The 25,383-nt window shown below is 63.9% G+C and carries 32 protein-coding genes and 2 tRNA genes; 17 read left to right on the top strand and 17 right to left on the bottom strand.

Going from position 1 to position 25,383, the window contains the following annotated elements; all coding sequences use genetic code 11:
* Window positions 1-583: 583 nt before the first annotated feature.
* The 5 genes from OXS27_RS24545 to OXS27_RS24525 all read left to right on the top strand — a co-directional run bounded on the left by OXS27_RS24545 (window position 584) and on the right by OXS27_RS24525 (window position 3,779).
* Window positions 584-1,099 (top strand): GAF domain-containing protein, encoded by a 516-nt coding sequence (locus OXS27_RS24545; protein WP_267359381.1) that lies wholly within the window; start codon window positions 584-586, stop codon window positions 1,097-1,099.
* 30 nt (window positions 1,100-1,129) lie between these two features.
* Window positions 1,130-1,567, top strand: coding sequence for a response regulator (locus OXS27_RS24540; RefSeq protein WP_267359379.1), 438 nt, complete (start codon window positions 1,130-1,132; stop codon window positions 1,565-1,567).
* 679 nt (window positions 1,568-2,246) lie between these two features.
* On the top strand, window positions 2,247-2,495 hold the full coding sequence (locus OXS27_RS24535) for a hypothetical protein (protein WP_267359377.1): 249 nt from the start codon (window positions 2,247-2,249) through the stop codon (window positions 2,493-2,495).
* 722 nt (window positions 2,496-3,217) lie between these two features.
* Window positions 3,218-3,430, top strand: coding sequence for a hypothetical protein (locus tag OXS27_RS24530; RefSeq protein WP_267359375.1), 213 nt, complete (start codon window positions 3,218-3,220; stop codon window positions 3,428-3,430).
* A gap of 88 nt (window positions 3,431-3,518) precedes the next feature.
* Entirely contained in the window at window positions 3,519-3,779 is a 261-nt protein-coding gene (locus tag OXS27_RS24525) for a hypothetical protein (RefSeq protein ID WP_267359373.1), read from the top strand.
* A gap of 12 nt (window positions 3,780-3,791) precedes the next feature.
* On the opposite strand, the gene OXS27_RS24520 is transcribed toward OXS27_RS24525, so the two are convergent.
* Window positions 3,792-3,867 (bottom strand) — tRNA-Cys (locus OXS27_RS24520).
* Between the two features lie 1,022 nt (window positions 3,868-4,889).
* On the opposite strand from OXS27_RS24520, the gene OXS27_RS24515 reads away from it, so the two are divergent.
* Window positions 4,890-5,192 (top strand): DUF6522 family protein, encoded by a 303-nt coding sequence (locus OXS27_RS24515; protein ID WP_267359371.1) that lies wholly within the window; start codon window positions 4,890-4,892, stop codon window positions 5,190-5,192.
* A gap of 179 nt (window positions 5,193-5,371) precedes the next feature.
* Here the strand turns inward: OXS27_RS24515 and OXS27_RS24510 are convergent, their stop codons facing one another.
* A complete protein-coding gene (locus tag OXS27_RS24510; RefSeq protein WP_267359369.1) occupies window positions 5,372-5,836 on the bottom strand; it encodes a low affinity iron permease family protein in 465 nt (154 codons plus the stop codon).
* Window positions 5,837-6,162: 326 nt separating this feature from the next.
* Here OXS27_RS24510 and OXS27_RS24505 point away from each other — a divergent pair, with 326 nt between their 5' ends.
* Complete coding sequence (locus OXS27_RS24505; RefSeq protein WP_267359367.1) at window positions 6,163-6,432, top strand: hypothetical protein; 270 nt, start codon at window positions 6,163-6,165, stop codon at window positions 6,430-6,432.
* Between the two features lie 92 nt (window positions 6,433-6,524).
* Here OXS27_RS24505 and OXS27_RS24500 read toward each other — a convergent pair whose 3' ends face one another.
* The 3 genes from OXS27_RS24500 to OXS27_RS24490 form a co-directional block, all read right to left on the bottom strand.
* Window positions 6,525-7,277, bottom strand: a complete 753-nt coding sequence (locus OXS27_RS24500) for a Crp/Fnr family transcriptional regulator (RefSeq protein ID WP_267359365.1) — start codon at window positions 7,275-7,277, stop codon at window positions 6,525-6,527.
* A gap of 81 nt (window positions 7,278-7,358) precedes the next feature.
* Complete coding sequence (locus OXS27_RS24495; RefSeq protein WP_267359363.1) at window positions 7,359-7,607, bottom strand: hypothetical protein; 249 nt, start codon at window positions 7,605-7,607, stop codon at window positions 7,359-7,361.
* Window positions 7,604-8,383, bottom strand: coding sequence for a Crp/Fnr family transcriptional regulator (locus OXS27_RS24490; protein WP_267359361.1), 780 nt, complete (start codon window positions 8,381-8,383; stop codon window positions 7,604-7,606). The genes OXS27_RS24495 and OXS27_RS24490 overlap by 4 nt, the downstream gene beginning before the upstream one ends.
* 567 nt (window positions 8,384-8,950) lie before the next feature.
* On the opposite strand from OXS27_RS24490, the gene OXS27_RS24485 reads away from it, so the two are divergent.
* Entirely contained in the window at window positions 8,951-9,211 is a 261-nt protein-coding gene (locus tag OXS27_RS24485) for a hypothetical protein (protein WP_267359359.1), read from the top strand.
* 52 nt (window positions 9,212-9,263) lie between these two features.
* Here OXS27_RS24485 and OXS27_RS24480 read toward each other — a convergent pair whose 3' ends face one another.
* The 3 genes from OXS27_RS24480 to OXS27_RS24470 form a co-directional block, all read right to left on the bottom strand.
* A complete protein-coding gene (locus OXS27_RS24480; protein ID WP_276592573.1) occupies window positions 9,264-9,659 on the bottom strand; it encodes a MucR family transcriptional regulator in 396 nt (131 codons plus the stop codon).
* A 227-nt stretch (window positions 9,660-9,886) separates the two neighbouring features.
* Entirely contained in the window at window positions 9,887-10,093 is a 207-nt protein-coding gene (locus OXS27_RS24475) for a hypothetical protein (protein WP_267359357.1), read from the bottom strand.
* The gene (locus OXS27_RS24470; protein WP_267359355.1) at window positions 10,090-10,356 is read right to left on the bottom strand and encodes a hypothetical protein; all 267 of its coding nucleotides are present in this window, start codon (window positions 10,354-10,356) and stop codon (window positions 10,090-10,092) included. The genes OXS27_RS24475 and OXS27_RS24470 overlap by 4 nt, the downstream gene beginning before the upstream one ends.
* A gap of 288 nt (window positions 10,357-10,644) precedes the next feature.
* On the opposite strand from OXS27_RS24470, the gene OXS27_RS24465 reads away from it, so the two are divergent.
* The 3 genes from OXS27_RS24465 (at window position 10,645) to OXS27_RS24455 (ending at window position 12,225) form a co-directional block, all read left to right on the top strand.
* Window positions 10,645-11,700 carry a GGDEF domain-containing protein gene (locus OXS27_RS24465; protein WP_267359353.1) on the top strand — a complete coding sequence of 352 codons (1,056 nt, stop codon included), beginning with the start codon at window positions 10,645-10,647 and terminating at the stop codon, window positions 11,698-11,700.
* Window positions 11,701-11,715: 15 nt separating this feature from the next.
* Complete coding sequence (locus tag OXS27_RS24460; RefSeq protein ID WP_267359351.1) at window positions 11,716-11,853, top strand: hypothetical protein; 138 nt, start codon at window positions 11,716-11,718, stop codon at window positions 11,851-11,853.
* Between the two features lie 174 nt (window positions 11,854-12,027).
* Window positions 12,028-12,225 carry a hypothetical protein gene (locus tag OXS27_RS24455; RefSeq protein WP_267359349.1) on the top strand — a complete coding sequence of 66 codons (198 nt, stop codon included), beginning with the start codon at window positions 12,028-12,030 and terminating at the stop codon, window positions 12,223-12,225.
* 58 nt (window positions 12,226-12,283) lie between these two features.
* On the opposite strand, the gene OXS27_RS24450 is transcribed toward OXS27_RS24455, so the two are convergent.
* Entirely contained in the window at window positions 12,284-12,550 is a 267-nt protein-coding gene (locus OXS27_RS24450) for a hypothetical protein (protein WP_267359347.1), read from the bottom strand.
* A 78-nt stretch (window positions 12,551-12,628) separates the two neighbouring features.
* Between OXS27_RS24450 and OXS27_RS24445 the strand changes: the two genes are divergently transcribed.
* From OXS27_RS24445 to OXS27_RS24430, 4 genes are all read left to right on the top strand, one after another.
* On the top strand, window positions 12,629-12,823 hold the full coding sequence (locus OXS27_RS24445; protein WP_267359345.1) for a hypothetical protein: 195 nt from the start codon (window positions 12,629-12,631) through the stop codon (window positions 12,821-12,823).
* Window positions 12,820-13,029, top strand: coding sequence for a hypothetical protein (locus tag OXS27_RS24440; RefSeq protein WP_267359343.1), 210 nt, complete (start codon window positions 12,820-12,822; stop codon window positions 13,027-13,029). The genes OXS27_RS24445 and OXS27_RS24440 overlap by 4 nt, the downstream gene beginning before the upstream one ends.
* Before the next feature lie 10 nt (window positions 13,030-13,039).
* Window positions 13,040-13,165, top strand: coding sequence for a hypothetical protein (locus tag OXS27_RS24435; RefSeq protein WP_267359341.1), 126 nt, complete (start codon window positions 13,040-13,042; stop codon window positions 13,163-13,165).
* 429 nt (window positions 13,166-13,594) lie between these two features.
* Window positions 13,595-14,149, top strand: coding sequence for a PAS domain-containing protein (locus OXS27_RS24430; RefSeq protein WP_267359339.1), 555 nt, complete (start codon window positions 13,595-13,597; stop codon window positions 14,147-14,149).
* Between the two features lie 487 nt (window positions 14,150-14,636).
* On the opposite strand, the gene OXS27_RS24425 is transcribed toward OXS27_RS24430, so the two are convergent.
* Window positions 14,637-15,134 carry a hypothetical protein gene (locus OXS27_RS24425; protein ID WP_267359337.1) on the bottom strand — a complete coding sequence of 166 codons (498 nt, stop codon included), beginning with the start codon at window positions 15,132-15,134 and terminating at the stop codon, window positions 14,637-14,639.
* 155 nt (window positions 15,135-15,289) lie between these two features.
* Window positions 15,290-15,709: a hypothetical protein gene (locus OXS27_RS24420; RefSeq protein WP_267359335.1), complete on the bottom strand. Its 420-nt coding sequence runs from the start codon at window positions 15,707-15,709 to the stop codon at window positions 15,290-15,292.
* Between the two features lie 279 nt (window positions 15,710-15,988).
* Here OXS27_RS24420 and OXS27_RS24415 point away from each other — a divergent pair, with 279 nt between their 5' ends.
* On the top strand, window positions 15,989-16,711 hold the full coding sequence (locus tag OXS27_RS24415; protein WP_267359333.1) for a hypothetical protein: 723 nt from the start codon (window positions 15,989-15,991) through the stop codon (window positions 16,709-16,711).
* Between the two features lie 57 nt (window positions 16,712-16,768).
* Here the strand turns inward: OXS27_RS24415 and OXS27_RS24410 are convergent, their stop codons facing one another.
* The 3 genes from OXS27_RS24410 to OXS27_RS24400 all read right to left on the bottom strand — a co-directional run bounded on the left by OXS27_RS24410 (window position 16,769) and on the right by OXS27_RS24400 (window position 19,394).
* Window positions 16,769-17,305: a hypothetical protein gene (locus OXS27_RS24410; protein ID WP_267359331.1), complete on the bottom strand. Its 537-nt coding sequence runs from the start codon at window positions 17,303-17,305 to the stop codon at window positions 16,769-16,771.
* A 50-nt stretch (window positions 17,306-17,355) separates the two neighbouring features.
* Window positions 17,356-18,603 carry a hypothetical protein gene (locus tag OXS27_RS24405; RefSeq protein WP_267359329.1) on the bottom strand — a complete coding sequence of 416 codons (1,248 nt, stop codon included), beginning with the start codon at window positions 18,601-18,603 and terminating at the stop codon, window positions 17,356-17,358.
* Between the two features lie 714 nt (window positions 18,604-19,317).
* Window positions 19,318-19,394: transfer RNA gene (locus OXS27_RS24400), tRNA-Arg, on the bottom strand.
* A gap of 302 nt (window positions 19,395-19,696) precedes the next feature.
* Between OXS27_RS24400 and OXS27_RS24395 the strand changes: the two genes are divergently transcribed.
* Complete coding sequence (locus OXS27_RS24395; protein WP_243921771.1) at window positions 19,697-20,407, top strand: L,D-transpeptidase; 711 nt, start codon at window positions 19,697-19,699, stop codon at window positions 20,405-20,407.
* Window positions 20,408-20,584: 177 nt separating this feature from the next.
* Here OXS27_RS24395 and OXS27_RS24390 read toward each other — a convergent pair whose 3' ends face one another.
* Genes OXS27_RS24390 through OXS27_RS24380 form a run of 3 tightly spaced genes read right to left on the bottom strand, consistent with a single transcriptional unit; the run spans window position 20,585 to window position 25,345 of the window.
* A complete protein-coding gene (locus OXS27_RS24390; RefSeq protein WP_267359326.1) occupies window positions 20,585-23,773 on the bottom strand; it encodes a CusA/CzcA family heavy metal efflux RND transporter in 3,189 nt (1,062 codons plus the stop codon).
* A gap of 8 nt (window positions 23,774-23,781) precedes the next feature.
* Window positions 23,782-25,116: an efflux RND transporter periplasmic adaptor subunit gene (locus OXS27_RS24385; RefSeq protein WP_267359324.1), complete on the bottom strand. Its 1,335-nt coding sequence runs from the start codon at window positions 25,114-25,116 to the stop codon at window positions 23,782-23,784.
* A 34-nt stretch (window positions 25,117-25,150) separates the two neighbouring features.
* On the bottom strand, window positions 25,151-25,345 hold the full coding sequence (locus OXS27_RS24380; protein ID WP_267359323.1) for a polyhydroxyalkanoate synthesis regulator DNA-binding domain-containing protein: 195 nt from the start codon (window positions 25,343-25,345) through the stop codon (window positions 25,151-25,153).
* Between the last annotated feature and the right edge of the window lie 38 nt (window positions 25,346-25,383).

Genomic DNA, 25,383 nt, shown 5'->3' with positions numbered 1-25,383 from the left:
GGAGGAGCAAGAAATGGGCGATTGGCTTGGGAGCAACTTGCCCAACATCGTTCACGCCTACCTCGAACAGAAATCGGCGTAGCGCGGTACGCGCCTTCCCCGTCAGCCCGTGATCAGATCGGGCGGCGGGGCATCATTCGTCTGCGCTGCGTGTCGGCCTCGTCCTGGCTACCGTGCACCTCAAGCGCGAGGACAAAGGTTACTACGACGAGGGGGAGGTGGTGGTGGATCCTTACAAGCTGAGTGCGGTGAGGGTAGTTGAGCGGCTTCCGCCTGCGGGCGCACCATGACTGCTGAACCGTCGTGAGGCATCACATAAAAAGCGACCACATTTTTTTTCGGAAATAGGGGCACCCCCTGGGTAACGCCCATATTTCCACGCCCCCTAAAAGACCCCCTTTTCGGGGCGAAAGGGACCGACCAAGCCAAGATGGCGCGCAAGGCGGACGGGGACGGCCGGACGGCGAAGCATGGCGACTTCCTTGCGGTCCATCAGCCATGTGGGGCGTGGTCGGCCTAACCGTTTCTTATCCCAGACCGCCTTATGTTCAGCTCCAAATGACCGGCGTCTGGGTTCTCAAGAATGCAATATCCTATTCCATCCAATGAACTCGAACGTCTCACCGTCCTGAAAAACTTGGAGCTGCTTGATACCCCCCAGGATCCGGCGTTCGATGATCTATGCCGAGAGGCGTCAAGGGCGTTCAACGCCCCGATCGCGCTCATCACTCTGCTCGATGAGCACCGCCAGTGGTTCAAGGCTCGCGTCGGCCTGGATATCTGCGAGACGAGGCGTGATGCCTCGTTCTGTAATTATGTCGTCGCGCACGACTCGGTGCTGATCGTTCCTGACGCCCGCCAGGATCCACGGTTCACCGACAATCCGCTCGTGGTCGGCCCGCCGCACGTGCGTTTCTACGCTGGTGCGCCGCTCTACTACGGAGATGGTGTTCGACTAGGAGCGATGTGCATCATCGATCAGCGGCCGCGCGCAGCAGATGAAGTTGACGTCGAAAGCCTGCGACACTTGGCCGACCGAGTCGCGGGCGAGATCTGGGTGCGGCAGGCCACACGCTATGCCGAGCAGCAATGCGCCTGATTTCTTCGGCCATTTCGAAAGGGTTGCGCAATGCTGCGCTCGGACGCTCGCGTTCTCATCGTTGACGGTCAGGTTGCAGTCGCGCGCCTCGTAGCCAAAATCTGTGGCAGCGCCGGCCTGTCGAATACCGACGTCGCTTTCGATACACTCACCGCTCGTGGGCAGATCGAGGCTGATACGCCCGATGTCGTGGTGATCGATGCACGCGCTGCCCCAATGCGCGTCACCGCCTTCATCACGCTGGTACGAAGACTGACGGATGGTCGGGCACTGACCTTCCTGATGACCACATCGAGAACCGCTGAAGCAGTAGAGGCGGCATCTGAGGCCGGCGTCGATGGCGTCCTCCTGAAGCCATTTACGCCGGGCGATTTGAGAGCCGAGATCGCTGCCGCGACCGGGAAGAGGCAGGCCTTCCCTCGCAAGAGATGGGATCAGTCTGAGCAGAACGTCGTGGCAATCAGTTAGCCGAGCTGGCCCTTCGCCGTTCGCAACAGACAGAAATAGGCACAGTACGATCAGCAGCTAATCGATTACGTCCTCGCAAGCTGCTGAGCCAATTACTTCAGTTGCGCCGTCGGATTTTTGGGTGGGATATATCTGATCCTATCGATCGGGTACTCCCACTCTTCTAGTGGGTCGATGCAGATCAGCACGATCCCAAAGAAGTGTCTTACGAAGATCGCTGTCCAAACGATCGTATCCAGCATGAGCCGCTCGCCCGATTTCAAGTCCTTTACAGAGGATTAAGAAGTACGGTTAATCAATGGTTACCGCGTTTGCCCAAGCGCGCCTATGTGGTCGAGCGGTAACAAATTGATAACCATATGGCCGGACGATGCGGATGCGACCAGCCATCAGGTTGAGCAACAGCAGAGCAGCATCGTCCTGGTTAGCCGATGCGGCCTCGCCGTTGCAGTCGCGCTTACAGCCCACAAGACACGGCGTGCGGCCCCACCCGAGAGCGGTGAGGCCGCCCTCAGTCGTCTTCAGACGACAAAGCTTGCGCCTCCTCGCGACGTTGGATCTCGACTGCGAGCGCGTAAAGCAGCATCCGTGAAGCCGTCTGCATCTCAGGCGAACGGCGTATCCGCTACGGCGCAGAACCTGCGTAGCTGGGCGTACCCCGCATTCGTCGAGCCGCTTGATGCCTCGCTTCTTCATCGACCTGCACGATGGGACTGAGGTTGCCCATGACAAAGATGGGTATGAATTGCCCGATCTAGATGCAGCGCGTGCGCAGGCGGTAAGGATCATGATCCGGATCGCGCAAGGCCTCAGCGATAGCCCGGGCCGGCAAGACTACGTGGCCGCTGTTCGCGACGCCGAGGGCGCCGTGCGATGGCGCTTCAGGATGTCTCTCGATACCGACCCCGTCGAGTGGACGCGAAGCTAACTCTACTCATCTCTGGGCCGGGAAGCTCATGATGACGGCGGTCATCAACGCTTTCTGTCGGAAGGTCATTCTGCCGCACAGCGCCGATTTCACCCTGGACCTGTTGATCCAAACATAGGTTTTGAGGTGCGTGCCTTGTCCCTGTCTCTTGTCGTCATGCTCGTGGCAGCCGTTGGGGCCGTCGCGATCACCGTCGCTGCCCTACCGGCATTTGATCGGTTCTGGAGATTGTAATTAGTTACCTCTGAAACTTTCACCCAAGCCCCCTAGTTGATTGTGCGCAATCTGTTGGAGGGTGCCGTGGTGGAATTTGTTGTGATGATTGCGGGCGTCCTCGGGGCGGGGGGCAAGATGGTCTTCATGCTGCCAGGCTTCGACTCGTTTTTCTCCTGGTAGCTGATCGAGGCATTGCGCGATCCTGAGCTACTTGAGGGTTCGCTATTTCCCCGGTAGCGGGTGCCTCCCGGCCCAATCATGAAGCTTGGCGAGTCCAACCGGCGATTGGTTATGAAGCGCTCTGCCCTAATCCGCGCGACACGCGTGCATTGCCAAGCGGCGACAACCGCCTAAGGAGGCTGTTCACGCTCGGTCAACCGCCGAGGGACATCCTGCCCGCACGCCAGTGAGACAGACGACCTCCCCCGCTAGCCCGTGATCAGATCGGGCGACGGGGTTCAGGCCAGTTACTGGCATCCCTGAGACAAGGCTGGCATAGCGGACTAATGTCCGACGCCGTCCCGCACCCCTTCTCCATCGAAGTCTCGCCGCTCACCAAGCCGGAGGGCCACTTTCAGTGGGCGATCCGCAAGAGCGGCAAGCTGAGCGAGAGGTCCGATCGCCCGCACCGCAGTGAGGCGAAGGCGTTTGAGAGCGCCATGGAGGCTGTGGAGCGCGCCATGAAGCCGGGCGCTGACGGCGGCGGCGGGCGTCGCTAAAGCTTCTCGACCACGTGTAAGCTACCAGCCCCGTGCATTCCGATCTCGATCGGCCAAGTTCGGGGCCTCAGGCCTGTTCGTGGAGCCCATGACCTACACCGTCGAGCAACTCGCACCCGGCAGCTACGACGTGTTGCTGGATGGCGCTCTGACTGCGGCTCTGGTGCGCGTCGTCGAGCGCGAGGGGCTGAGCGATCAATGGCAAATCGACCTGCTTGAGGAGGATCCTTCGGCAGATCGGCCCACGCCGTTCACAGCGCAGAGCCATACCTTCCATTCGCGCTTGGCAGCGTTGGAGTGGCTCGGCATCCGGCCCGTAGCCGAGGGTGCTAATGAGGCGAGCCGATGAGGGGGCCCAGTTTGGAGGCCGGGGTCCGGAGTCGAACCGGACGTGCGGAGCTTTGCAGGCTCCTGGCTGGACACTCACCCACCTGGCCGTCCTCTCTGAAGCACCCTGCTAGGAGTGGGTCTAGGCCAAGCGACAAAGGATCCTCAGATGGCTGCCGAGAGCCTTAGCGTTCTCCTACCTATCGTGGCCGCCGGCCTGGAGATCGTCCCTGAGAAAGGCGGCGGGGCCGGGATCCGGTTCCGGGAGCGTAGGGCCGAGGGGTGATCTCGAAGCGCCTCGTGACGATCGGCGTAGCCATTCATTGTCTTCTTCGGCGCTTTTCAAGCGCTGGAAGCCGATGGCGTGGAGGAAGCCTTGGGGGATTGCGTTGCTGCGGCCGTCGTAGCGACCCTTCTGACGTGGGCCACCGCCCAATGATCTCAGGCCTACAGTTCACCCCTGAGAAAGGCGGCGGGGCCGGGATCCGGTTCCGGGAGCGAAAGACATAGGTCTTCGCGATGCGGGGTTTGGGCGGCTTAAGGCGCGCCGCTTAGAAGTTGGCGTAGGCCGGGGAAATCTGATTTCCATGTGATGACTGGCCAAATTCCCGAACGACCCCTTAAATGGGGGATGCGTAAAGTCTTTTACTGCGGCACAATCGGGATTCCAATCTTTGCAGGAGGGTCCAATGCGCTTTTCTGTACTCGTTGCAGTGTTCTCGCTAGTATCAGCGGCTGCGCAGTCTGAGGAATTCACTACGGCGCTCACAACCTTTTGCGCGCAAGCAAATTCGGATCTGGAGCGTCACGACTTAGGATGTCGGGACGAAGATATGTACATCATTATGCCTGACAACGAGGCGAACGACTGACGGACTACGAACATCACGCGACGGTGCGCGACTTAACCGGCGCCAGGGTGTCTCCCGGCTCGGTCGCGTCTTGTTGGTAGAACCCACGCCGGTCACGACCTCGGCCAGCCCGTCGATTGTGTCCACGATCTGCTCGACAGCTTTGTAAAGCGACACCTACGCCTCGACCCTGGTTAGGGCTTTGATACGCAGCTGAAATCTCCGCCGGCCGTTTGGACCGCTGCTTGCACCAATCTTTCCGAGTCGCGGAGGATCAGTGCGTGCGCTTAGACCTTGATGGGCGGGGCGGTTGGCTGGTCACACCAGCCGAACTAGCTCGTCGGCTCGGGATGGAAGAGTACGCTCTACGGCGGCAAGCTATTCTCGGCCACATCGATAGCCGCCTTGATCGTGGGTACGGCCGTGATGAGGGCCGCTCCCGTGTGACGGTCATCGTCGGCAAATTCGGCTGGCAGGGTATCTTCCTCGCTGATGGCCGCCTGCTCTCTGAGTTCCGGTGGGAGCCCCAGCCGAGCGCCATGGTCGTCAATAGGCGCAGGGCGGCGGAAAGGATCCAGAGGTAGTTCCATTGGGTGTCATTACGACACGACGATGAGCCAACGCCGCTTGAAGTCGGCTAACTGCCATCCTCACCCTACATCCCGGATCGCGTCGCGTTCTGGCCCCTCGCCGGGGAGAACGGCACCGAGCTCCACCAGCCCGTGATCAGATCGGGCGGCGGGGCTTTTGTTCAGCGGAGGCTTCAGCTTGGATAAGTAGCTGCCCCAGCGACCCGAGCCGCCGCCGCCTGCGCCTTCTCGTTCGCCTCGTCCTCTGCCCGCTCCGCCGCGTCGAGCAACTCCTCCGGCATGTCCCGCGCCGCACGGCTCGCGCAGTGAGCACGCAGGTGGTCGAGTTCCTCCCCCGTCAGGCCTTCGATGCCGATGTAGCGGTTATGCGCCGCGCTCGCACGGATCAGCTCGTCGAGCTTTGCCTGGATGGCAGCCCCATCGCGGTTCTGGGTGTTCTGGATCAGGAAGACCATCAAGAACGTCACGATGGTTGTGCTGGTGTTGATCACCAACTGCCACGTGTCCGAGAAGCCAAAGACAGGTCCGCAAACCGCCCAGACCAAGATCACCGCGATGCTCACCGCGAAGGTGAGAGGCCTACCCGCTGCGCGCGCCACACGCGAGGCGAACTCCGCGAAGCCTCTCGGTGCTTTCATGGATCGTACCCGGTCTACACTCCAGGCACGACTTGGCCGGACGCGTATCTCTAGATGGTTTCTACGAGCAGACTGCTCTGTGCGCGGCGCTGGCAGCTGCCCAGCGCGGCTGACACAGGTCGCCTACAGCCGGAAGCAGTCCTCCATTGATTTGGCGTAGCGGCCGGGTGCCCCGGCCTTGTGATCTTAACCGCGGCCTTTTGCGTCGTGGCTCGACCTCAGGCCGTTCTGCCCCATAGCCAGCAACGTTAATGGCTGCTTAACTATCTCGGATGACTGGTTGTCGCAGGGAAGCGGAGCGCCTGAACCAGCTTTCGAGGATGCACATGTCGCGCTTCTATATTGACACCGACGATGGATGCTCTTTCGTGATCGACGAGGAAGGCCGAGAATACAGAGACTTGGCGAGTGCCGAGGATGAGGCGCTGCGCTCACTGCCCGAGATGGTTCAATCTCGGTACCCGGCGCGCGATTGGCGGAAGATCTCCGCAACGGTGCGCGATGAGGCGGGCATCATGCGCTTCAGAGCTTCTATGGCGCTGAGCGTCGAGCGAGTACGTGTTGATCGAACCGCCGTAGACAAGGCAGCCGCCTGACTGGTCGCCTCGTCCTATAGCTGCTTCCTGGCTGCGGGCGCTCGTCGGTTGCCTTCGGCAATACAGCAGCCTCAAGCCGTCGAAGCTGAGGATTACTCAGCATCGCGGCTACCCAAGTGTAGGTATGTCGGGTCGAACCCGGCCACGGCCACCAGCCCCTCCCAGTCGTGCACCTTCAGCTGTCTACCGCCGACCGTTACCAATCCAGCGGTCCTCAGGTCCCTCAGAACGCGATTGACGTGGACCGGAGTAATTCCGAGCGCGTCGGCAAGATCGGGTTGCCTCATGGGCAGCGAGCAGGTCCGGTCAGGTGCTAGTCCGACCGCGTCCAGGCGGGTGATCAGCTCACAGAACAAGTGGGCCAAACGGGCGTAAGCTTCACGTCGACCGTTGTTCAGCATCCACTCACGCATGAAGGCGGCGTCTATCAGCGTTGCCCGCCAGAACACGTCCACCAGCCCAGGTTGAGCACGCAATAGCGCTCGCACCGCGTCGTGCTGGACAAACCCGACTCGGCAGGGACCGACCGCCGAGATGCTGTTGTCGAGCACCTTCAGGTGCAGACTCTGAAAGTCGGGCACATCGCCGGGGACGTGGTAGGCCATGACCTGGCGCGCACCCGCAGTCGTGGACTTGTAGACCGAGACGAACCCGTCCAGCACGGCAAAGCTTTGTGAGGGCCGGTCACCCTCGCGCACGATGTCCTTGTTCGCTTCGAACGCCACAACCTGCATGGGTAAAGCGACGAGCGCCGCACGCTCGTCAGCGGACAGAGGGGAGAGCGCGATGCTCTCCAGCTTGCGCAAGAACGGATGCTTGTCAGGCTGGTGGTGAAATCCGGTCATCACGTCCCCACCCTATGCACGAGGACGTTATTCCTCTGGCACCAAGCTTAACGTGTCGACATTCGAGTACGTTGCCGCGGTTCAGACGGAAGGCAACCCGAGTCTGCCCTGGATCCAAGCCTGCGCGGCGTCGATGTCGGAGAACACGGGGCCCGATATGTCGGTGACTGGGCCGAACCCAGCCTCTAGGAACCACTTGCCGGCATCCGTCTCGTGCTGGTCGGAGAGCTGCACTAGGATGGCCACTAGGAAGCCGTCGTGGAACACGAGCTGGCTCTCCTTGTCGTCACTGCCCGTTGCAACCTGCACGGGCTGAAGGCGAAGGTTCATGCCGCGTCTCTCCCGCCCAGATGCAGGTAGTTCGGCTTGAACTCGGCCAGCGCCTCCAAGCCGGCCCGATCCGCAATCTGCAGCTGCCGTCCTGACAGTTCAATCAGCCCACGCTGCTTCAAGGTCCCGAGCATGCGGTTGACGTGCACGCTGGTCAGGCCGGTGGTGTCGGCCAGATCCTCCTGGGTGATCGGAAGCGCGTAGCCGTCACCTGTCGTCCGGCCCACGGCACGCAGCCGAAGCAGCAGCTCACACATGAGATGCGCGATGCGTTCCTCGGAGGTCCGGCGACCCACGTTGAGCAGCCACTCGCGCAAGGTCGCCTCGTCCACCAGCGTGGCCAGCCGCAGCGCATGCGTGATGCCGGGGTGATCCTGCAACAGGCTCTGGATGGTGGCCAGATCGATCCGGACGACTTGGCAGGCCGACAGCGTGCCGATCGAATGGTCCATGGCCTTGAGCAGGGCCACGTCGAGGTCGCCGCAGTCGCCTGGGACTAGGTAGGCCATGATCTGGCGTGCGCCGCTGGCCCGGAGCTTGTAGCGGCAGGCGATGCCATCGAGGATCAGGTAGACGCCGTCAGGCTTGTCGCCCTCGCTGATCAGGTCCGTGCCAGCCGGGACCAGGCGCGGCTTGGCGCTGATCCGCTCCAGCACCGCGCGATCATCATCGGAGAGCGTGGCGAGGCTCTCCAGCTTCAGGATCAAGGGGTTCTCGGTGTCCCGACGCAGCGGCGCAGTGCCGTCACCGGCACCTGCTATATCGTTGTTCTGCATTGCCTCTCACCCATGTCGAGCGTGGAACTGCCGAATGGATGAGCTGGGCAGCCAGGTCCATGAGCCGCGGCTTACCCATCACCGACGCGACCTGCCTCCTGCGATACGGAGCGCTCTACACCGTACTATCCATCCAGAGGGCTTGATTTGGATTAAAGCTTCCTGGCGGCAAGTGTACCTGACATCGCACGGCCGCAAGCGTCGAGTAGTATACGTTCAGTCTAATGTAAATTATCTTGTGCTGCGAAGTTCATCAGCTGTGACGGTATCTGGATTCGGCTAAACCCGCGCGTCCCACACGTGAGGCTCGCCGGGCAACCCATATCCTCGCGGCTCGGCGTCCTCGTGGATCCCGAGGGCGGCCAGCAGATTGCGGCCGGATTTCGGTAGGTGCCAAGCGTGCCGGTCGGTCCTGCCCCGGGTAGCCCGTGATCGGATCGGGCGGCGGTGCGGAGCTGACTCGGTAGGTAATCACGCCGTGCCGCCTACTTCGAATATGTGATGCAGCGCAGCTTGCGGACGCGTTATTGGTAGCTGCCCGAAACCCCAGTCAGGGGAGTCTCGCTCATGCCTCCGGTTAAGCATGCCAAGATCCGTTCGGCTCAGCGCTGGACCAAGCCTGAGTCAGCACCGACCCTGCGCCGTGGGCGTGGGAACTGGGTCGTGCGCTGGATCGGTGCCGCTAAGCGCCGCTTCCCGAAGCAGCTCGCAGCCGCTGCAATCGAGGTGCCCTGTGCTCGCATCATTCAGCTGAGCTGGGCCGACACCTTCGGCCGGCCGGCGCGCCTCGCACCGGCGGGAGTGGTCGTGCGGCTGCTGCCGGTCTGAGGTCTAGAAGCGGCGGCAGCCCGCTGGCATCAAGCCGCCGGTCCACCCATCCTTACGCCACCCTGCGCCTTCCTGGCACGCCAAGACCGATCGCCTTGGCGAGCGCCGAGCGCTGGGCGGCATAACTCGGGGCGACCATCGGGTAGTCAGCGGGCAGGCCAAAGCGCTCGCGGTAGCTGCGCGGATCGAGGCCCTGGCTGGTCAGATGGCGCTTCAGCGTCTTGTAGGTCTTGCCGTCGATAAAGCTCGTGATGCCGTCGTCCCGAACCGACTTGCGGATCTGAGCAGGGGTGGGCTTCCCGACCTCGGCGGCTGAAGCGGGTGCGGCGGGCGCGCTACCGGAGGCCAGCCCCGATATCGCGTTGTGCACGTTCTGGATCAGCTGCGGAAGCTCAGCGACCGGGACAGGATTATTCGAGATGTATGCGGCGACGATCTCACCGGTCAATTCGGTGAAATTCGACGCGCGATCTGAGGTTTCCACAGTGACTTCTCGTGATCCTAATTGCCTTGAGACTCGCCAGATGTAGCTTCTTGACAGGGAATGCAAACGAAATCAGGTCGCTCTCGCGACATTATGGCCATACCAAACGAGCATGCCTGACGCAGAATGAGCAGTATTATCCGACAGCTTTAGAGAATAACCGTTCGGCGCCCTCAGTTCGGTGAGCATCGCTACGCCGATGCCGCGGCCAACAAGTACCTGCGAGCGGTTTCCAGCCGCTCCCCAACCGACCGCATCGGCATGTCGGCGGCGACCTTCTCAACGACCTGCCGCGTAGTCGCCTCGTCCAGGCCTAGACCGCGCGCGAACCCGTCCAGGCGACGCATCATGTACTGGATCGCGGCCCGCTCGTGCGCGGCTTCTGGATCGTTGCTCATCCTTTCACCGGCTGCGCCAACAGGATCGCGGTCCGGACCATCGTCCATTTGAACATCGGTGTTCGGTCGGAATCGGCTACGGCCGCGACGGCGGGCGGGTACGCATCAACCGCCGCAGCAAGGTCGATCTCGTGGCCGGATGAGAAGCGGAACGGATCACCCTTTGGGGTCGCCAAGTAGGCATAAGCCGCAGCATCGATCTCGTCGTTTGCGATCACGGCAGCCTTGCGCAGGTCGCCGACGCTGGGGGTCTCGTTGGCCATGGCGAGAAGCTATGACGGCTCATCGGCCCCGTCCACCAGCGCTCCTTGATGCCGAGTGCAATCCGTTCAATCTGAGTCTGGACGGACTGCCGCTCCCGACCAGCATTACCCACCGACATTCTTGATCCAGCACCCGGCCTGTGTTGGCATTGCTGCTCTGCGGGGCACCTCGAGCCACAGTCAGTCCAACACGACCAGTGGTTGCGTTGCGCCGCCGCAGAGCGACGTTCACGCAACTGTAACTAGTGCACCGGAATGTCTGGAAACAGTTTCCTGCTGCGAACACTGATGAGCCACAACGCGACCTCAAATCACAATCGGTCGGATGTACGTTCGATCGGTGAACGAGCCTGGAACGCTCTGCGTCAGCAGGGCATCCCGCCAATACCGCGCAACTTCGAGGTGTTCTACGCGCTGTTCGACGGTGGCAACCGATCTCTCATAGAGCGTGTCCGCAGCTGTGAGGCCAGCGGCCAGCCGCTCACCGCCGAGTACATCGAGGCGCTTCACCGCGAATGCATTGACGGCGCCGATGATGGTGCCGCGGTCGTTGCAGGTGCTGACGATCTCGCCGAACTTGCCCATGGCATCGTCGAGCAGGTCGCCCGCGGCGGTGACGCGATCCGCGCCTACGGCGGCGCACTCGACCTCTATCGCACTCGCTTGAACGCAGGCACGGGTGCGGAGGACTTGCTTCGTGCAGTAGCCGCGTTGACGGCTGAGACCGAACGGGCCAGCGCACGCAATCGTACACTGGAGGCGCAACTCTCGGCCGCAGCCGGGCGCATCGCTGGATTGCGCGAGGATCTCCTGCAGGTGCGCCAGGAAGCTGCCACAGACGCACTGACAGGGATCGCCAACCGGCGTGCGTTCGACTCCAGGCTGCGACGGGCAATCAGAGATGGCGCCGCCGGCCCGTCCAGCCGTTTCGCGCTGCTGATGATCGATGTGGATCACTTCAAGCGCTTCAACGACGCGCACGGACACAAGACCGGCGATCTTGTCTTGCGTCGGGTCGCCCGCATGCTCGCGGACAATGTAAAGGGCCGGGATATCGCAGCACGGTTCGGCGGCGAGGAGTTCGCGGTCCTGCTTGCCGGTGCAGACCTTGCGGCAGCTCGGACGGTCGCGTGGCAGATGTGCGAACGGCTCGCGGCACAGGTGCTGGTGAAACGTGGGACCGGTGAGACGGTTGGCCGGGTGACGATCTCGATTGGCGTAGCCGAGCACCGCGTCGGAGAGAGCAGCGCGAATTTGATCGAGCGGGCGGATGGCGCTCTGTACGAGGCGAAGCGGACCGGCCGGAACAGGGTCTGCGCTGCGGCAGCTTCGACGGCGGCCTGACGGAGCTATGCCGGGATGACAGCCCGTGCATTCGTGCTCACCGCCACCGTGCGCGATGAGACAGGCGTCGTGCGCTTCCGAGCTTCCCTAGCGCTGAGTGTCGAGCGTGTCGCGCAGACCGACCTGCCGCGGACATGGCGGCCGCCTGATTGATCCTTCCATGCTGCATGTCAGCATGCGCACAGATCTAAAGTCCTTAGTGGCCGCCGTTGCGGCTCGCATGCCGGGCCAGCCGCCTCGCCGCCCGCCGTCCATAAGGAAGACCTTTTCTCGCCATAGGATCGCGAGGCGCTCATGGTTAGCGGTAAGGGGAGCGTTCTCGAACGCATGGCGTTCACGGCCGCCGATCTGAAACGCCAGCTTGGGGTGGACTCTTCGGACGCCTTCAAAGCTCAACTGCTGGGCCGGTTCGATGCCAAATTACGGGCGCAACGGGCAGATGCCCTGGCCATCCGGGACAGGCTGACCGGGCAGAACGATGCGGGCAGCCGGGCTGTCGTCGCCTACCTGGACGCACTGCTATGAATTTCGCTGATATGGGCCACCACGCGATCGTCGATCTCGGCTGGTTCCAGCCCTTCGTTCATCCTTGAACCGGAAAGACTATGATGACGGCGGTTATTACCATGGTCCGGCGCAGGCCGGGCGTAGTGGCCTTGTCAGCCAGCAGCTTCTTGGCCTGCGGATGGTGCTCAATCGCCGTGGCGACGTCGATGGTGTGGCCGGATTTGAAGGCGAAAGGTCCGGCCTTCTCGTCCTTTAGGTAGGCGTTCGTTGCCGCCTGGATCTCGTCGTCTGTCACCTCGGACTTGCGACGCAGGTCGCCGACGCTGGGGATCTCTTTGGCCATGGCGAGGAGCTATGGCGGGGCCCTGCTCCGTCCAGCACAACCGAAAGCAGTCGCACTTGCCGCTCGAAGGATTAGGCCATGCCCCGCCGGCCAGCCCAATCGACACAGGCCGACTTCGCGCGTGCAATCCGAGCAATGCGCGCCGCTGGCTACCCGGATGTGCGGGCGGTCTTTAACGACGGCACCGTCATTGTCGAACCTGCCCCGAAGGACACCAGCGCCCGACAGGGTGACCGGCCGCTGTGGGAGTCGGAAGAGATCGCTATCCTGTGAGCCTCATCCACAACGAGCGCACGAAGCTGACCGCAACGTGGCTGAACAGCATCGCGGCTGCGGCCGTGGCGGTCGGCGGGATCAGTCCGACCATCGCCGCGGCGTCGGGCGTCATCGGCTTCGGGCTCGCAGCGATCCTCGTCCCGGCTTGGATAGTCGTCGGTCTGTACCGCATCTATTCGCACGCGCCATCCTCGGCCGATTGAGGGACGCCCCATGGACGGCGACGGCTTCTTCTGGCTTCAACTCGCCGCGCCCTTGGCGGTGCTCGCGGCAGGTGGCTTCGTCTATTGGTTTACCGCCCGGCAGGATCGCTACGAAGCGGCTCGACGCGGGCGGTAGATCACCGGGCAGTCTTAGTCCCACGTGTCCTAAGGCTCTGACTGCGCTCCTTCATGATCGGCGATCCTCCGCAGGGCTCCCAGAGCTTGCTGCCGCCCAGCCTCTGTCTCGATCCTAGACCATAAACGCAGGCACTCGTCCGCATTCGCCACAGAGTCTAGGGCGGGAGCGTCAGCGAAGAACCGTGCAACGGGTATGCCCAGACTATTAGCAAGCCGTTGAAGCACTGTCTGATTGAGCTCAGCTTCCGTGTTCATGATGACTCGGAGATCCAGTGCTAGAGAAAATTATTCTCCGGTTCATAGCCGCGATCGAGCATCAGCGAAATTGATTGAAACGTACTGGTATCGCCCTCGATAGACATCAGGCCTCAGGATCGGCGCTCGCACTGTGGCGTCCCTTGGAGGCATGAAATGAGGAGCGTTCCGGATGATCTTCGTCACGAAGGCGGATGGCGGCGTGACCTACGTCAGCCCCGAATGGAGCGCCTTCACCGGCCAGGCCGCTACCGAGGCCGTCGAGCACGGCTGGTTCGCGTGCATACATCCCGAGGACTACGAGACCGCCGCCACTTTCCTGCGCAGCGCCCGCGATCAGCAGAGCGAGTACAGCCTGCGCGCTCGCCTGCGTCGGGTTGATGGCACCTACGCCTGGGTCATGATTGGCGCCGTTCCCTCCTACGGGCCACCAGACCGCACCTTCCTGGGCTATCTGGGCTCACTGACGGAGATCAGCCCCAGCAGCACGGAGCCGCTGACCGCCTACGGCACCCTCTCGCGCTTCGTCCCGCCACCCATGAGCCCGACGACCCCGCCCGGCTCGACGCTGGAACGCGTCGCCGACTACCTGCTGATGGCACACGGACTGATCGAGCAGGACGGCGCCAAGGAGATGCTGCCGGTGCTTCGGGACGCGCTGATGACAGTGGGCAGGTCGCTGGCGCGCAACACGATCACACCCGATCCGAGCGGCAACCTTCACTGAGCACCGCAGCTTCGCTTACAGTAAGTGCTGCGGGCTTGTGGGCCTCACGCCTTGAGCGTTGTGCAATCAAGGACAGAAGTTCGTATTCTCACATGCTCGAACGCGGGATGGCAGAACCCGGCCTACACGCCTGAGCTTCGATCACTCCTATCAGGAGGATGAATGCCCGGTCCCGCTACCCCTCTGCTCGGTCGTCACATCACTCGTCGGAGCCCGTTGCGTCCGCTTACGGGAGGTCGTCAAAACCATCTGAATGACCAGGATGGGCGCGAAGCTGAACGTCCGCTTCTCCGCTGAGTGTAAAGGTACGTTGGTGTTGCGGTCCCCCCTAGACCTTTGCTGACGCAGCCTGGCGATAATCCGACACGTTTGCAGTATTCCTAGCGCCGGGTATGAAGACCCGCGGATGCCGAATGCATCTGCGGCGTGAGCAGGAGCATCCCCGGCACGCCGCGGCGTAATGATTCGGTCGACCACCGGCCTCAGCTCAGACCTTAGCCGGAGTCTTACCCAGAGCGTGTTCCGCCAAACCCCACACGCCGTCGCGCTCCAACCGCTCAAGGTTCTCGTCGGCAGTGCCGGGCAACTTGATGTACCTGTACCCGATCGGCTCATCGACGATGAGGACGCAGCGGTAGCCGAGGTACTTGAGCAGGCCCATGCCAGCGCTGTGGAGCATCATCTGCGCCGAGATCTTGATGGCGAAGGTGAGGTTGTGCGGGCTGCCGCTCAACATGATCGGCGTACCCACATCGGCCCCCAGGTGCTCCACGATCGTGTTGGACCAGCCCAGCGACGGCTTCGGTCGCTCGGCGATCGGAGCCGTCGCGATCTGCCGCTCGATGATCTTGCACAGGCGCTGCTCCTCCTTGCGCACCACGGGCAGGTCCCAGACCTTGAATGCGTTCACCGCCGCGGTCTGCCGATCAACGTGCGTGACGAGTCCGTAGTGCGGAATGTGCTGAGGCAGGGCGCTCTGAAACATGGTGATCCTCGAAAATGAAGGTCGCGAACCGCGGCGATGAACGAGGACCAGAAAGCGCGTCGACCGGCTGAAAGTCGAAATTTATTTTCAAGGCCGCGACCAACGGTCGAATGGAAAGATGGCGCCTCCGTTGAAGGGTGCCGTCCTAGGGGATATCAGTACCACCGCATGCGAAACTCAAACGCGCGCTTCCAATTTTTGAATTGCAGCTGATGCGAGGCGAAGCGATAGCCGGGAGACAGCAAGGTATCAGCAGGCTTGCTTAAGCTATTGAAACTGTTGCGCGCCTGCCAGTCCCTCAAAGTCCTGGCGAGACGCTCGTTCATGGCCCCCTCGACGCAAACCAGCTTCGTAGCGAGGCGGCGCTCAGCGCACCACCGCAGCGCATCGCTAAGGTCCGGCACCCATTTCCGAACATTGGCGAGGCGAGCTCGCGTCGCGTACGAGTTGTGAGTGCACCAACGGTCATTGTCGCTCAAAGCAACCTGCAAAGTCGTCTCGTCGAGCCAGAGCGGCGTCATCTCGACGATGGCCCCAGACCAGTAACCCGGCGTTTCAATGTAGTGATCGTTCATAGAACGATCGGTACGAACAAAGCAGTCCATTGTAAAAAACTCTTCGACAATTGTCTGTCGGCAGAGACAGATTGACGAAAAGCAGAAAATCACATCCGCAATCCGCGAGTCGAATTGTTTTTGAGGATAAGCGACGGCGAAGTTTCGCTGCACAGCTCCCAAAGCAGGCAAATTTTATTTTTGCATAGGTCTCATGTTCTCCGCTTTGGAACAAAGATTTTGCCTTCTTGGGCGGATGTTTAGTAACAAGGCTCATTGCCGACAAGAAAGACATTGCCAATGACCAACTACGCTTCTAACCGCCTGATCATCGCCGGACCGGCCGACGAACTGACCCGTTTTCTCAACGAGCACGTCTTTGTCACGCCGGGGTCCGAGGTGGACGATCCGGCCCTCGACTTCGCCAGCATCATCCGTGTGCCTCCTGAGATCACCGCGACTATGAGCGTCTACAGCCGGGAGAACCGCGACGCCGCTCGCAAGGCGACCGGCTACGAGGACATGGACGACTGGGCCATGAAGGTGTGGGGCACCTCCCGCGAGCCACAAGGGTTCAACGGCCGGTTGTTCGGCGACGCGCTCTACGATTGCCGGTTCGATACCGCTTGGGGCAGCCCTTGCGGGATCGTCAAGACGTTGGCGCAGCGCTACCCGAGCTTGCGCGGGACGCTGGCGAGCTCTGAGAGCGGGATGGACTGGTGCGTGATCCGGGATTTTGCTGACGGGGAGTCGTGGTACGTCTCGACCGACTACGACAACCGGGTCGCCCGTCTGATCGGCGCTGGATGGACGAACGGACCGAGGCGCAAGGTCACGGCACAGGCAACGCTCGACAGTCTGGAGGCGCTCCGCGCGCCGCACGGACCGACCTACTCGCGGCGACCGTTTGACAGGGATGCCGCGGGTAAGGCGATGGAGCTGCGGCTGGAGCGCTTCTATGGGGCTATGGAGAACCTGGGCGCGTCCAGGTTCATCACGCGGCTCCGTGTCAAGCGCTCGTAGCTTCCGGCGCCGCGAGATCCAGGTGCGGGCGCGATACCAATCGCGCCTGCGCCGACCTCATCCCTTGATGCCGCGCTTGGCAAAGATGACGGCGAACGCCTGCTCGGCCTGCACAAAGCGCCGATGCGCCTCCGCGTGGTGTCGCGGTGGGTGCCGGTCCGGGTGTAAACGTGCCCGGAACGCTCTTCGGGCCGCTTCAATCAGGAATGTCGGGCTACCCTCGTGCAGCCCGACGCAATGGTAGAGCAGGTTTGAGGTTTGCGCCGGCCGGACCGCAGCACGAGCCGCGGCCAGATTGCGCTCCAGCTCAACTATGCGTTCGCATGCGTCGTCGAGCGCGGTTCCGGCCTCGGTAGCGGCTGCTTGAGCGGCCGCACAGGCTGCACGTAGCTGATCAAGCTCTTGGCTGCCCCCGATGGCGCGTGGCGCGTAGCGGATGAGACCGCCCCAGCCCAGCACCAGAGCGACATAGTTGGGGCAGATGGCGAGGATCGCGGCAGCGACTATGCCCACGATGAGGCGCAACTCGACCTCATCAAGAGTCGCCAGCCTCTGCTCGACCACCATGAGGCCGTTGCCGACGAGGGCCCGCATGGCTGATCACCACCGCGGTGTAGGATGGCGAGGCGCGATGATGTCGGTCATCAGGCGGCCTCCACGATTGGTCTCGGCGCCTCCTCAATCCCTACGAGCCGCTTGGCTGCACCTCCACCCCGCGAGCCGGGCAGGTCACGGTCCGGCTCACCGAGGGCATCAGCGAGCGTGTCGCCGTAACGATAGCCAGGATGGTGCCCAAGAAGCTCGGCCATACGCCGATCGTAGACGCCACCTGGAGCCGGTCCCGACACGCGCAGACCGATCGACATCAAGCGCTGCAAGGCAGCGCGCAACACGGGTTTGGCCGGACCCTCATTGTTCTTGCCCGCGATCTGATCGATCTCCCAGCCGCCGTCGGTCATCGGCGCGAGAAGGATCGCTAAGGAGATCGTTGCGCCGGCCTCATCAGCGAAGTCGTAGGCACAGATCAGCTTGAGGCCGATGGCAACCTCGACGAGGTAAGACGCGACGCAATTCGACATCTCTTCCGCAAACTGCTCAACCTCGGCTGCGCTCCCGAGGACGCGTAGGCCCTCCAAGGGCGGCAGGTCCGGGACGGGCAGGCGATCCGCCCGTTCGAGCATTCTACATCCGAATTGCCGAAGTGGTTCGTCGCGGCTGAGCGACTGCCGCAATGCGGCCCGGAAAGCGGTATCGTCGGCAGAAGGGACCGAGACCCGCAGCAACTTTAGAAGCCGATTGGCCGCCTGGATCGTGTCCGGCCCATGCATCCCCTTCAGCACCTCGGGCAAGATCAGTACGGGGTCCAGCTGATCGACGGCGCGGAGATGCAGGGCGCGCAATCGCCCGACAAACCGAATGGCATGTGCGGCCGGTCCGTGCCCATCCTGAGTGTAAATCTCGAAAAGCCGCCGATAAGCGGTGGGCTGGGCAAAGGGCTCAATACCAGCGCCCTCCGCTTTTGCTTCCTGAACACGTAGGAGTGCGCGCAGATATCCGCCCGGCACGGCACTTGGCTGAATGCCGTACAGGGCACCGATGACATCGCGAGCGCGGTGCTGTCGCAGGACTTGGCCAACGCACACCTCACTGGTGGCGAGGCCAAACGGTGAGCAGAGAGCGTGGAGCGCCGACTGCCCGTGCTTCAGCATCTCCGCAGCGGTGGCGAAAGCTGCCTGCCGTCGTAACGGGCTGAAGACCATGAGGTCGGAGACGAGGCCACGCGCGCCGGCCCGATCGAGGCGCATCAGTGGCTCAAGCGCCCAGCCGATGATCGGTGCGGGCTGACGAAAGGTCTTTGGGCCGCTTTCAAATATGGGGACGTCAAAGTTCAACGTATTTCTCCACAAAAACGGATGATCCGCAAGGACTAATCGCAAGCGGCCTCAAACGCGGCTGACGATCTAATTTCGAAATGATGCCAAAGACCGAAAATTTGGGAAGCGAATTATGCCGGTAAGCCGTTCGGTGTGGTTAACTTGATCCCGCTGAGACGTGCTAGAGCTCCAGGCGAATGGTCACCTGAAATGGGTTCCGAGAAGCTCTGCGTGGTTCCGCCACACTATGCGATTGGATAGGCTCGCCTGGCTGGATCGCAGTTCGTGCCTACGCGTGCGGGTAGCCTGACTGCAGCCCAGCTATTTCGAAGTGGGCAGCTGACACGAGGGCTACTTGAAACCGGCCACAAGCTGAACTCAGGCGCAGCGCCGTTCACAGCGGGCTCGCTCGCCGAATCAGTGCGTGCGGAAGCAGACCATGGGCGCCATGGGGAAACGCGAGCTTGGACGGGCTGCTCTTCGAAAATTCCCGCGTCACCCCCGCTACGATCTCGTGCATGCGCACCGTGCCAGAGTGCTGAGGATGCTCCGAACGCGCGGAATTTCTCTCGCGGACCAGACAAACCCAGAACGTATTCGGGACTTTCTTCGGGACTTTCTGTACCGAAGGCCTCCTATCGGAACGCTTTGTTCCGCTTCTGGTCCGTATTTTGGCTTGTCCCTTGACTGCCAAGGGACAAGCCAAACTCCTGATGTAACTGATCTTTTTGCTGGCGACCCCGGTAGGGCTCGAACCTACGACCTGCCGCTTAGAAGGCGGCTGCTCTATCCAGCTGAGCTACGGGGTCTGGTGCCGGGCCGGGTTCGTAGCAGCCACCCCGTCGCCTGTCATCAGGCCCCGAACGCACCCACGAGGCGGCCATGCCATCCGCAGGGATTGATCGAGCGGGTGCGCGCGGCATGAAGACCCGTGGTCAGCGCACCATTTCATTGCATTGGCCGATCAACTCTGGACGACAACCGATATTGGCCACACTCCCGACGCATTCCCCCTGCTTTCGACTGTAGACAGCCGAGCTTACCCGCTGCGCCGCGGCGCAGCACCATTCAGCTCGACGGTTGCGCGGCGGGACATGGGACGTCCAGAGACATGACGATCGACGCTCGGAAGACCGGTGCCGGCGCAATGGATGCGTCCGCGCGACCCGGGTCACAGGCGGCCCTGCTCAGCCGCCGGGCCTTCCTGGCCGGGTCGTCCCTCGGGGTCGGCGCCCTGGCGCTCGGCGGGTGCGGGACAACCGACACCCTGTTCCTCGCCGAGGCGACGAAGACCTACGGGCCGATGCCGAATGAGAAGTTCCCGATCCCGGCGGCCGACATCAGCAAGGTCGATCCGAAATACTATCGCCGGACCGTCAGCTACGACACGAAGGAAGCGGCCGGCACGATCATCGTCGATCCCGCCAATTACTACGTCTATCGCGTCGAGGGCGACGGCACCGCAACCCGGTACGGCGCCAATGTCGGCCGCCAGGGGTTCCTGTGGAACGGCGACGCCTATGTCGGACGCAAGTCCGAATGGGCGACCTGGACGCCGCCCGCGGAGATGATCCGGCGCCAGCCCGAAGCGGCGAAATACGCCCGCGGCATGCCGGGCGGCCTCGAGAACCCGCTCGGCGCCCGAACGCTCCACCTCTACCAGAACGGCGCCTATACGCTCTACACGATCTACGCGAGCAGCGATGCCGAATCGATCGGCACTGGCATCACGAGCGGCTGCGTCGGCCTGCTCAGCCAGGACATGATCCACCTCTACGCGCGCACGCCGGTCAAGACGAAGGTGGTCGTCCTGCCGGCGTAAGCAGGTTTCGCGAAAGTGACAGCCGGCTTTGCGATGAAAACCTGCGAGCGGACAGGGATATAAGCGGAGGATGCGTTGGCGTGCCAATGCAACTTTGTATCGTCGAGCACGATCAGGTCCGGAGCCGGTCCCGCCGCGAAGAGATGCACTGGAAGCAGCCGGTCTATTACGGGTACCTCAGCGGGCTGTTCGGCGCCCCGCAGGTGGCGGAGCCGACGCCGCCGCGCCTGGGCGAGACCGGCCCGCCTCCGCACTGCGGTCAGCCCTCACCCGACGCAGGCGCAGGCCCGCCACCCATGGATAGACGGCCGGCAGAACCACGAGGGTGAGCAGGGTCGCCGAGATCAGCCCGCCGATCACCACGGTGGCGAGCGGGCGCTGCACCTCGGCACCTGCGCTGGTGGACAGAGCCATCGGCAGGAAGCCCAAAGCCGCCACCAGGGCCGTCATCATCACCGGGCGCAGTCGCATCTCGGCCGCCCGGGTGGCCGCCTCCCGGGGGTCGAGGCCGGTCGCCTCCAAGTCGCGGATGTAGCTCGTCAGCACGACACCGTTCAGGATCGCGATGCCGAAGGTGGCGATGAAGCCGATCGCCGCCGAGATGGAGAACGGCATGTCACGGAGCGTCAGCGCCAGGATGCCGCCGGTCGCAGCGACCGGCACGTTGAGGAAGATCAGCCCGGCGAGGCGGATGTCGCCGAACATCACCACCAGCAGGAGCAGGATCGCCCCGAGCGCCGCGGGCACCACGACGGTGAGCCGGGCGGTCGCCTCCTGCAGGTTCTGGAACTGGCCGCTCCAGACCAGCGCGTAGCGCGGCGGCAGGGTCACCTGCCGGGCGACCGCGGCCTTGGCGGCGTCCACGAAGCTCTGCACGTCGCGGCCGCGGACATTCGCCTGTACGGAGATCCGCCGCTGCAGGCGCTCCCGGCTGATCTGTGCCGGGCCGGAGGCCACATCCACGCTGGCGACCATCGACAGCGGCACCATCATCCGGCTTCCCGCCTGCCGGCTGGGATCCCCGCCGGACCGGCCGACCGGTAGGGCGCGGATCCGCTCGATGTCGCTGCGGTCGGCCGGGTCGAGCCGGACCACGATCTCGGTGATCGAATTGTCGTCGCCGTACACGACGCCGCTGGTCCGGCCGCCGATGCTCTCGACCATGTCGAGCACGTCCGACACGTTGATACCGTAGCGGGCTGCCTTGGCGCGGTCGACCTGGATCGACAGCGCCGGCATGCCGGCCTGCGCCTCGGCCTTCACGTCCGCCGCCCCGTCGATCCCGGAGACGGTGCGCACGATGGCGTCGGCTGTGTCCTTCAAGACCTTCAGGTCGTCGCCATAGAGGCTGATCGCGACGTCGCCGCGCACGCCCTCCAGCAGGTCGTCCATGCGCATCTGGATCGGCTGCGAGAAGCTGTAGGCTACGCCCGGCACCTCCTCCTTGAGGCGCTTGTCGAAGGCCGCCACGAGGCCCTCCTGCGTGCCGGCGGTTGTCCACGTGGCGGGGTCGGTGAGGGTGATGAAGCTGTCGGTCGATTCGACGCCCATCGGGTCGGTGGGGATCTCGGCGCTGCCAGTGAGCGAGACGACACGCTTCACCTCCGGAAACGACTTCAGCACCCGCTCGATGCGGGTCACTGTGGCGAGCGAGGCGGAGAGATCGATGCCCGGCAGCTTCTCGGAGGTGATGACGATGGAGCCCTCCGACAGCTTCGGCAGGAACTCGCCGCCGAGGCGCGTCGCCAGCACGCAGGAGCCGGCGAACAGGGCAAGCGTCGCCAGCACGGTGAGCCCGGCGTGCCGCTCGGCCGCCTTCAGCAGCGGCGTGTAGGCGGCCCGCATCCCATGGACGAGGCGGGTCTCGCGCTCGCCGACGCCGCGGCCGGCGAGGAAGATCGCAGCGAGCGCCGGCATCAGCGTCATGGTGACAACGAGGGAGCCCGACAGGGCCAGGATGACGGTCAGCGCCATCGGCACGAACATCTTGCCGGCCACACCTTCCAGCGCGAGAATCGGCACGTAGACCAGGATGATGATCGCCACCGCGAACATCACGGGCTTGGCCACCTCGGCGGCAGCGTCCCGGATCAGGTCCTCGGGCGGCCGGTCCGGATGCTCGCCGCGGGCGCGCAGCACGTTCTCGACCATCACCACGGCGCCATCGACGATCAGGCCGAAATCGATGGCGCCGAGGCTCATCAGGTTGCCCGACAGGCCGAGCAGCCGCATCCCGGCGAACGCCATCAGCATCGCAAGCGGGATCGCGGCCGCCACGATCAGCCCGGCGCGGAGGTTGCCCAGCAGCAGCAGCAGGACGCCGATGACGAGCACCGCGCCTTCGAGGAGGTTGTGCGCCACGGTGTGGATCGTGCGGTCCACCAGCGCGCTGCGATCGTAATAGGGAACGATATCCATGCCCGGCGGCAGTTGCGGTCGCAGGTCGTCGATCGTCTTCTTCACCTGCCCGACCACCGCGCTGGCATTCTCGCCGATCTGCATCAGCGCGATGCCGACCACCGTCTCGCCCTGCGCGTCGTGGGTCACGGCCCCGAGCCGGACTTTTGGCGCCTCGACCACCCGGCCCAGCGTCGCGAGCGTCACCGGCACGCCGCCGGGTCCCGTGGCGACCACGATGTTGGCGATGTCCTCCGGGCTTTTTGCGAGACCGAGGCCGCGGATCGTCTCCTGCTGGTCGTTGTGCTCGATATAGGCGCCACCCCGGGCGGCGTTGTTGTCGGCGAGCGCCGTGAAGACCTGGGCCAGGGTGATGCCGTAGCGGCGCAATGCGTCGGCCGAGACCCGGACCTCGTAGGTCGGCATCTGGCCGCCGTAGATGTTCACGTCGACGATGCCGGGCGTCAGCTTCAGCTTCGGCGCGATCGTCCATTGCAGGGTGCGGCGGAGCTGCATCGGGGTGTAGGCGGGCCCGCGCAGCTCGAACTGGTAGATCTCGCCGAGCCCCGTCGCCATCGGGCCCACCTGCGGGTCGCCGACGCCCGCCGGCATCATGCCCTTGGCCGCCGGCAGGCGCTGGAACACCTGATTGCGCGCCTCCGTGATCGGCACGCTTTCCGCGAAGGTGACGTAGACCGCCGAGACGCCGGCCCGCGAGGTCGAACGGATCCCGGTCAGGCCCGGCGCCCCCGCCATGGCGTTCTCGACCGGGAAGGTGACGAGCCGCTCCACCTCCAGCGGCCCGAGGCCCGGCGACAGGGTCAGGATCATCACCTGCTTGGGCGAGATGTCAGGCACCGCGTCGATCGACAAGCCGTCGAGGTTGGCGATCCCGCCCGCAGCTGCGGCGAGCGCGATCATGAGGATGAGGAACCGGCGACGGATCAGGAGGGCGAACCACGTCCGCATGGGAGGCCTCAATCCGTCGAGCCGAGCAGGCTGCGCAGCAGGATCGCCTTGAGCCCGAAGCTGCCTTTCGTCGCCACGATGTCGCCGGCCGCGACGCCGCTCTGCACCTCGACCCAGTCGGAGCGCTGGATTCCGAGTGTCAGGGCGCGCCGCTCGAACTGGTCCTCGGCTACGCGCACGAAGGCGATTGGCCCCTGCTCGGTCTGCTGGATCGCGGCCGCCGGGACGGTGACGCCGTCGCGGCCGAGATCCGCCGCGATGGTGACCGCGACGAACATGTTGGCGCGCAACAGGTCGCCCGGGTTGGCGAGTTCGATACGCGCGGGCGCCGTGTTGGTGGCGGGATCCAGTGCGGCGTTCACCGAGCGGACACGGCCCTCGAACGGATCGTGGCCCGGGACCGGGCTCTCCACGGAGGCGCCGTCGCCCGCCTTCACCCGTGCGGTATCCGGTCCGTAGAGGTTGGCCAGCACGAGGATGCGGGTCGGATCGGCCACCGTGAAGGCGTCGCGGGTGGTGTCGACGACCTCGCCCAGGGTCACGCCGACGCTGGTCACGACCCCGCCGATCGGGGTCACGACCGCGCTCGTGCCGGGGGCCGCCCCTTCGGCGGGGGCGAGGCGTTGGTACTGCGCCCGGTACATCTCGGCATTGGCCTGGCCCGATTTCACCGCCGCCTGCGCCTTGGCGAGATCGACCTGCCGCCGCTCCACCTCAGCCTGGGCGACGCCGCCGAACTTGAGCTGTTCCTGACCGCGCTTGAGCTGCAGCGCCGCCACCGCCTCGGACGCCTGCGCCTCGACGAGGGAGGCCTGCGCGGCGAGGTAGCCGTTGCGCGCATCGAGCAGCCCGGCGGCGTCGAGGGTCGCGAGGGTCGCGCCCGCCTCGACCCGGTCGCCGGGCTGGACCGCGAGGCTCAGCACCCGTCCTTGTGTGCGCGGCTTGAGATGCGTCACACGCCGCTCATCGAACGCGACGGTGCCGGGCACGCGCACCGGCAGAACGATCCGGCGGGTCTCGGCCGTCCCGAAGGCCAGGCCGATCCGCGTCTGCCCCTCCGCGTCGAGGGTGACGCGATCGGGGTTCGCCGGCGCCGCGTCGGGTTTGTCCGTCTCGGCCGCCGACGTGGCCGGCGCCAGGCCGAGCGCGGACAGGATGGGTGCGCGCTCGATCCAGCCGGCAGCGGCGAGGCCGGTCCCGACCAGCAGGAGGAGCACGCGGACGCCACTGCGGCGGGGCGGCACCACTGGGCCGGGCTTCGAGGCCACCTCGTCGTCCAAGCCCTCCGGCTCGACGGACTCAGCTTCCATGGCGCGGGCATGCGCCTCGCCGTTCAGCGTCATGGGCGCACGCGCCGCTGGCCGGGGATCGGCGACCTCATGCGTCGAAGCCAGGGCGCAGCACCTCCTCGCTCACGAAACGTCCGGTCTCGACCTCGCGGACCACCTCGTAGCCTTCACTGCGCAGTTCCTTCAGCCGGTCCATGGAGACGTAGCTCCGCGTCTCCACGTCGTAGAGACGGGACTGGGCGTAACGGTTGATCAGGCGCCGGGGACGCTTCTTCCTAGGCATGCGTGGTGCCCGTGGGATGGCATCGGACCGGGCGATGA

The sequence above is a fragment of the Methylobacterium sp. GC_Met_3 genome, assembly GCF_026540775.1.
GTDB lineage: Bacteria > Pseudomonadota > Alphaproteobacteria > Rhizobiales > Beijerinckiaceae > Methylobacterium.
This window is presented reverse-complemented; position numbering and strand designations above follow the sequence as displayed.

Excerpts from the sequence above, each read along its gene's own strand:
- OXS27_RS24475 (WP_267359357.1), bottom strand. The coding sequence starts at position 10,093 with ATGAGCAACGATCCAGAAGCCGCGCACGAGCGGGCCGCGATCCAGTAC.
- OXS27_RS24450 (WP_267359347.1), bottom strand. The coding sequence starts at position 12,550 with ATGGCCAAAGAGATCCCCAGCGTCGGCGACCTGCGTCGCAAGTCCGAG.
- OXS27_RS24390 (WP_267359326.1), bottom strand. The coding sequence starts at position 23,773 with ATGCGGACGTGGTTCGCCCTCCTGATCCGTCGCCGGTTCCTCATCCTC.
- OXS27_RS24455 (WP_267359349.1), top strand. The coding sequence starts at position 12,028 with ATGGCGTTCACGGCCGCCGATCTGAAACGCCAGCTTGGGGTGGACTCT.
- OXS27_RS24470 (WP_267359355.1), bottom strand. The coding sequence starts at position 10,356 with ATGGCCAACGAGACCCCCAGCGTCGGCGACCTGCGCAAGGCTGCCGTG.
- OXS27_RS24430 (WP_267359339.1), top strand. The coding sequence starts at position 13,595 with ATGATCTTCGTCACGAAGGCGGATGGCGGCGTGACCTACGTCAGCCCC.
- OXS27_RS24505 (WP_267359367.1), top strand. The coding sequence starts at position 6,163 with ATGTCGCGCTTCTATATTGACACCGACGATGGATGCTCTTTCGTGATC.
- OXS27_RS24460 (WP_267359351.1), top strand. The coding sequence starts at position 11,716 with ATGACAGCCCGTGCATTCGTGCTCACCGCCACCGTGCGCGATGAGACA.
- OXS27_RS24415 (WP_267359333.1), top strand. The coding sequence starts at position 15,989 with ATGACCAACTACGCTTCTAACCGCCTGATCATCGCCGGACCGGCCGAC.
- OXS27_RS24495 (WP_267359363.1), bottom strand. The coding sequence starts at position 7,607 with ATGAACCTTCGCCTTCAGCCCGTGCAGGTTGCAACGGGCAGTGACGAC.
- OXS27_RS24425 (WP_267359337.1), bottom strand. The coding sequence starts at position 15,134 with ATGTTTCAGAGCGCCCTGCCTCAGCACATTCCGCACTACGGACTCGTC.
- OXS27_RS24510 (WP_267359369.1), bottom strand. The coding sequence starts at position 5,836 with ATGAAAGCACCGAGAGGCTTCGCGGAGTTCGCCTCGCGTGTGGCGCGC.
- OXS27_RS24420 (WP_267359335.1), bottom strand. The coding sequence starts at position 15,709 with ATGAACGATCACTACATTGAAACGCCGGGTTACTGGTCTGGGGCCATC.
- OXS27_RS24535 (WP_267359377.1), top strand. The coding sequence starts at position 2,247 with ATGCCTCGCTTCTTCATCGACCTGCACGATGGGACTGAGGTTGCCCAT.
- OXS27_RS24385 (WP_267359324.1), bottom strand. The coding sequence starts at position 25,116 with ATGACGCTGAACGGCGAGGCGCATGCCCGCGCCATGGAAGCTGAGTCC.
- OXS27_RS24540 (WP_267359379.1), top strand. The coding sequence starts at position 1,130 with ATGCTGCGCTCGGACGCTCGCGTTCTCATCGTTGACGGTCAGGTTGCA.
- OXS27_RS24410 (WP_267359331.1), bottom strand. The coding sequence starts at position 17,305 with ATGCGGGCCCTCGTCGGCAACGGCCTCATGGTGGTCGAGCAGAGGCTG.
- OXS27_RS24435 (WP_267359341.1), top strand. The coding sequence starts at position 13,040 with ATGGACGGCGACGGCTTCTTCTGGCTTCAACTCGCCGCGCCCTTGGCG.
- OXS27_RS24545 (WP_267359381.1), top strand. The coding sequence starts at position 584 with ATGCAATATCCTATTCCATCCAATGAACTCGAACGTCTCACCGTCCTG.
- OXS27_RS24490 (WP_267359361.1), bottom strand. The coding sequence starts at position 8,383 with ATGCAGAACAACGATATAGCAGGTGCCGGTGACGGCACTGCGCCGCTG.
- OXS27_RS24500 (WP_267359365.1), bottom strand. The coding sequence starts at position 7,277 with ATGACCGGATTTCACCACCAGCCTGACAAGCATCCGTTCTTGCGCAAG.
- OXS27_RS24485 (WP_267359359.1), top strand. The coding sequence starts at position 8,951 with ATGCCTCCGGTTAAGCATGCCAAGATCCGTTCGGCTCAGCGCTGGACC.
- OXS27_RS24395 (WP_243921771.1), top strand. The coding sequence starts at position 19,697 with ATGACGATCGACGCTCGGAAGACCGGTGCCGGCGCAATGGATGCGTCC.
- OXS27_RS24465 (WP_267359353.1), top strand. The coding sequence starts at position 10,645 with ATGAGCCACAACGCGACCTCAAATCACAATCGGTCGGATGTACGTTCG.
- OXS27_RS24445 (WP_267359345.1), top strand. The coding sequence starts at position 12,629 with ATGCCCCGCCGGCCAGCCCAATCGACACAGGCCGACTTCGCGCGTGCA.
- OXS27_RS24530 (WP_267359375.1), top strand. The coding sequence starts at position 3,218 with ATGTCCGACGCCGTCCCGCACCCCTTCTCCATCGAAGTCTCGCCGCTC.
- OXS27_RS24380 (WP_267359323.1), bottom strand. The coding sequence starts at position 25,345 with ATGCCTAGGAAGAAGCGTCCCCGGCGCCTGATCAACCGTTACGCCCAG.
- OXS27_RS24525 (WP_267359373.1), top strand. The coding sequence starts at position 3,519 with ATGACCTACACCGTCGAGCAACTCGCACCCGGCAGCTACGACGTGTTG.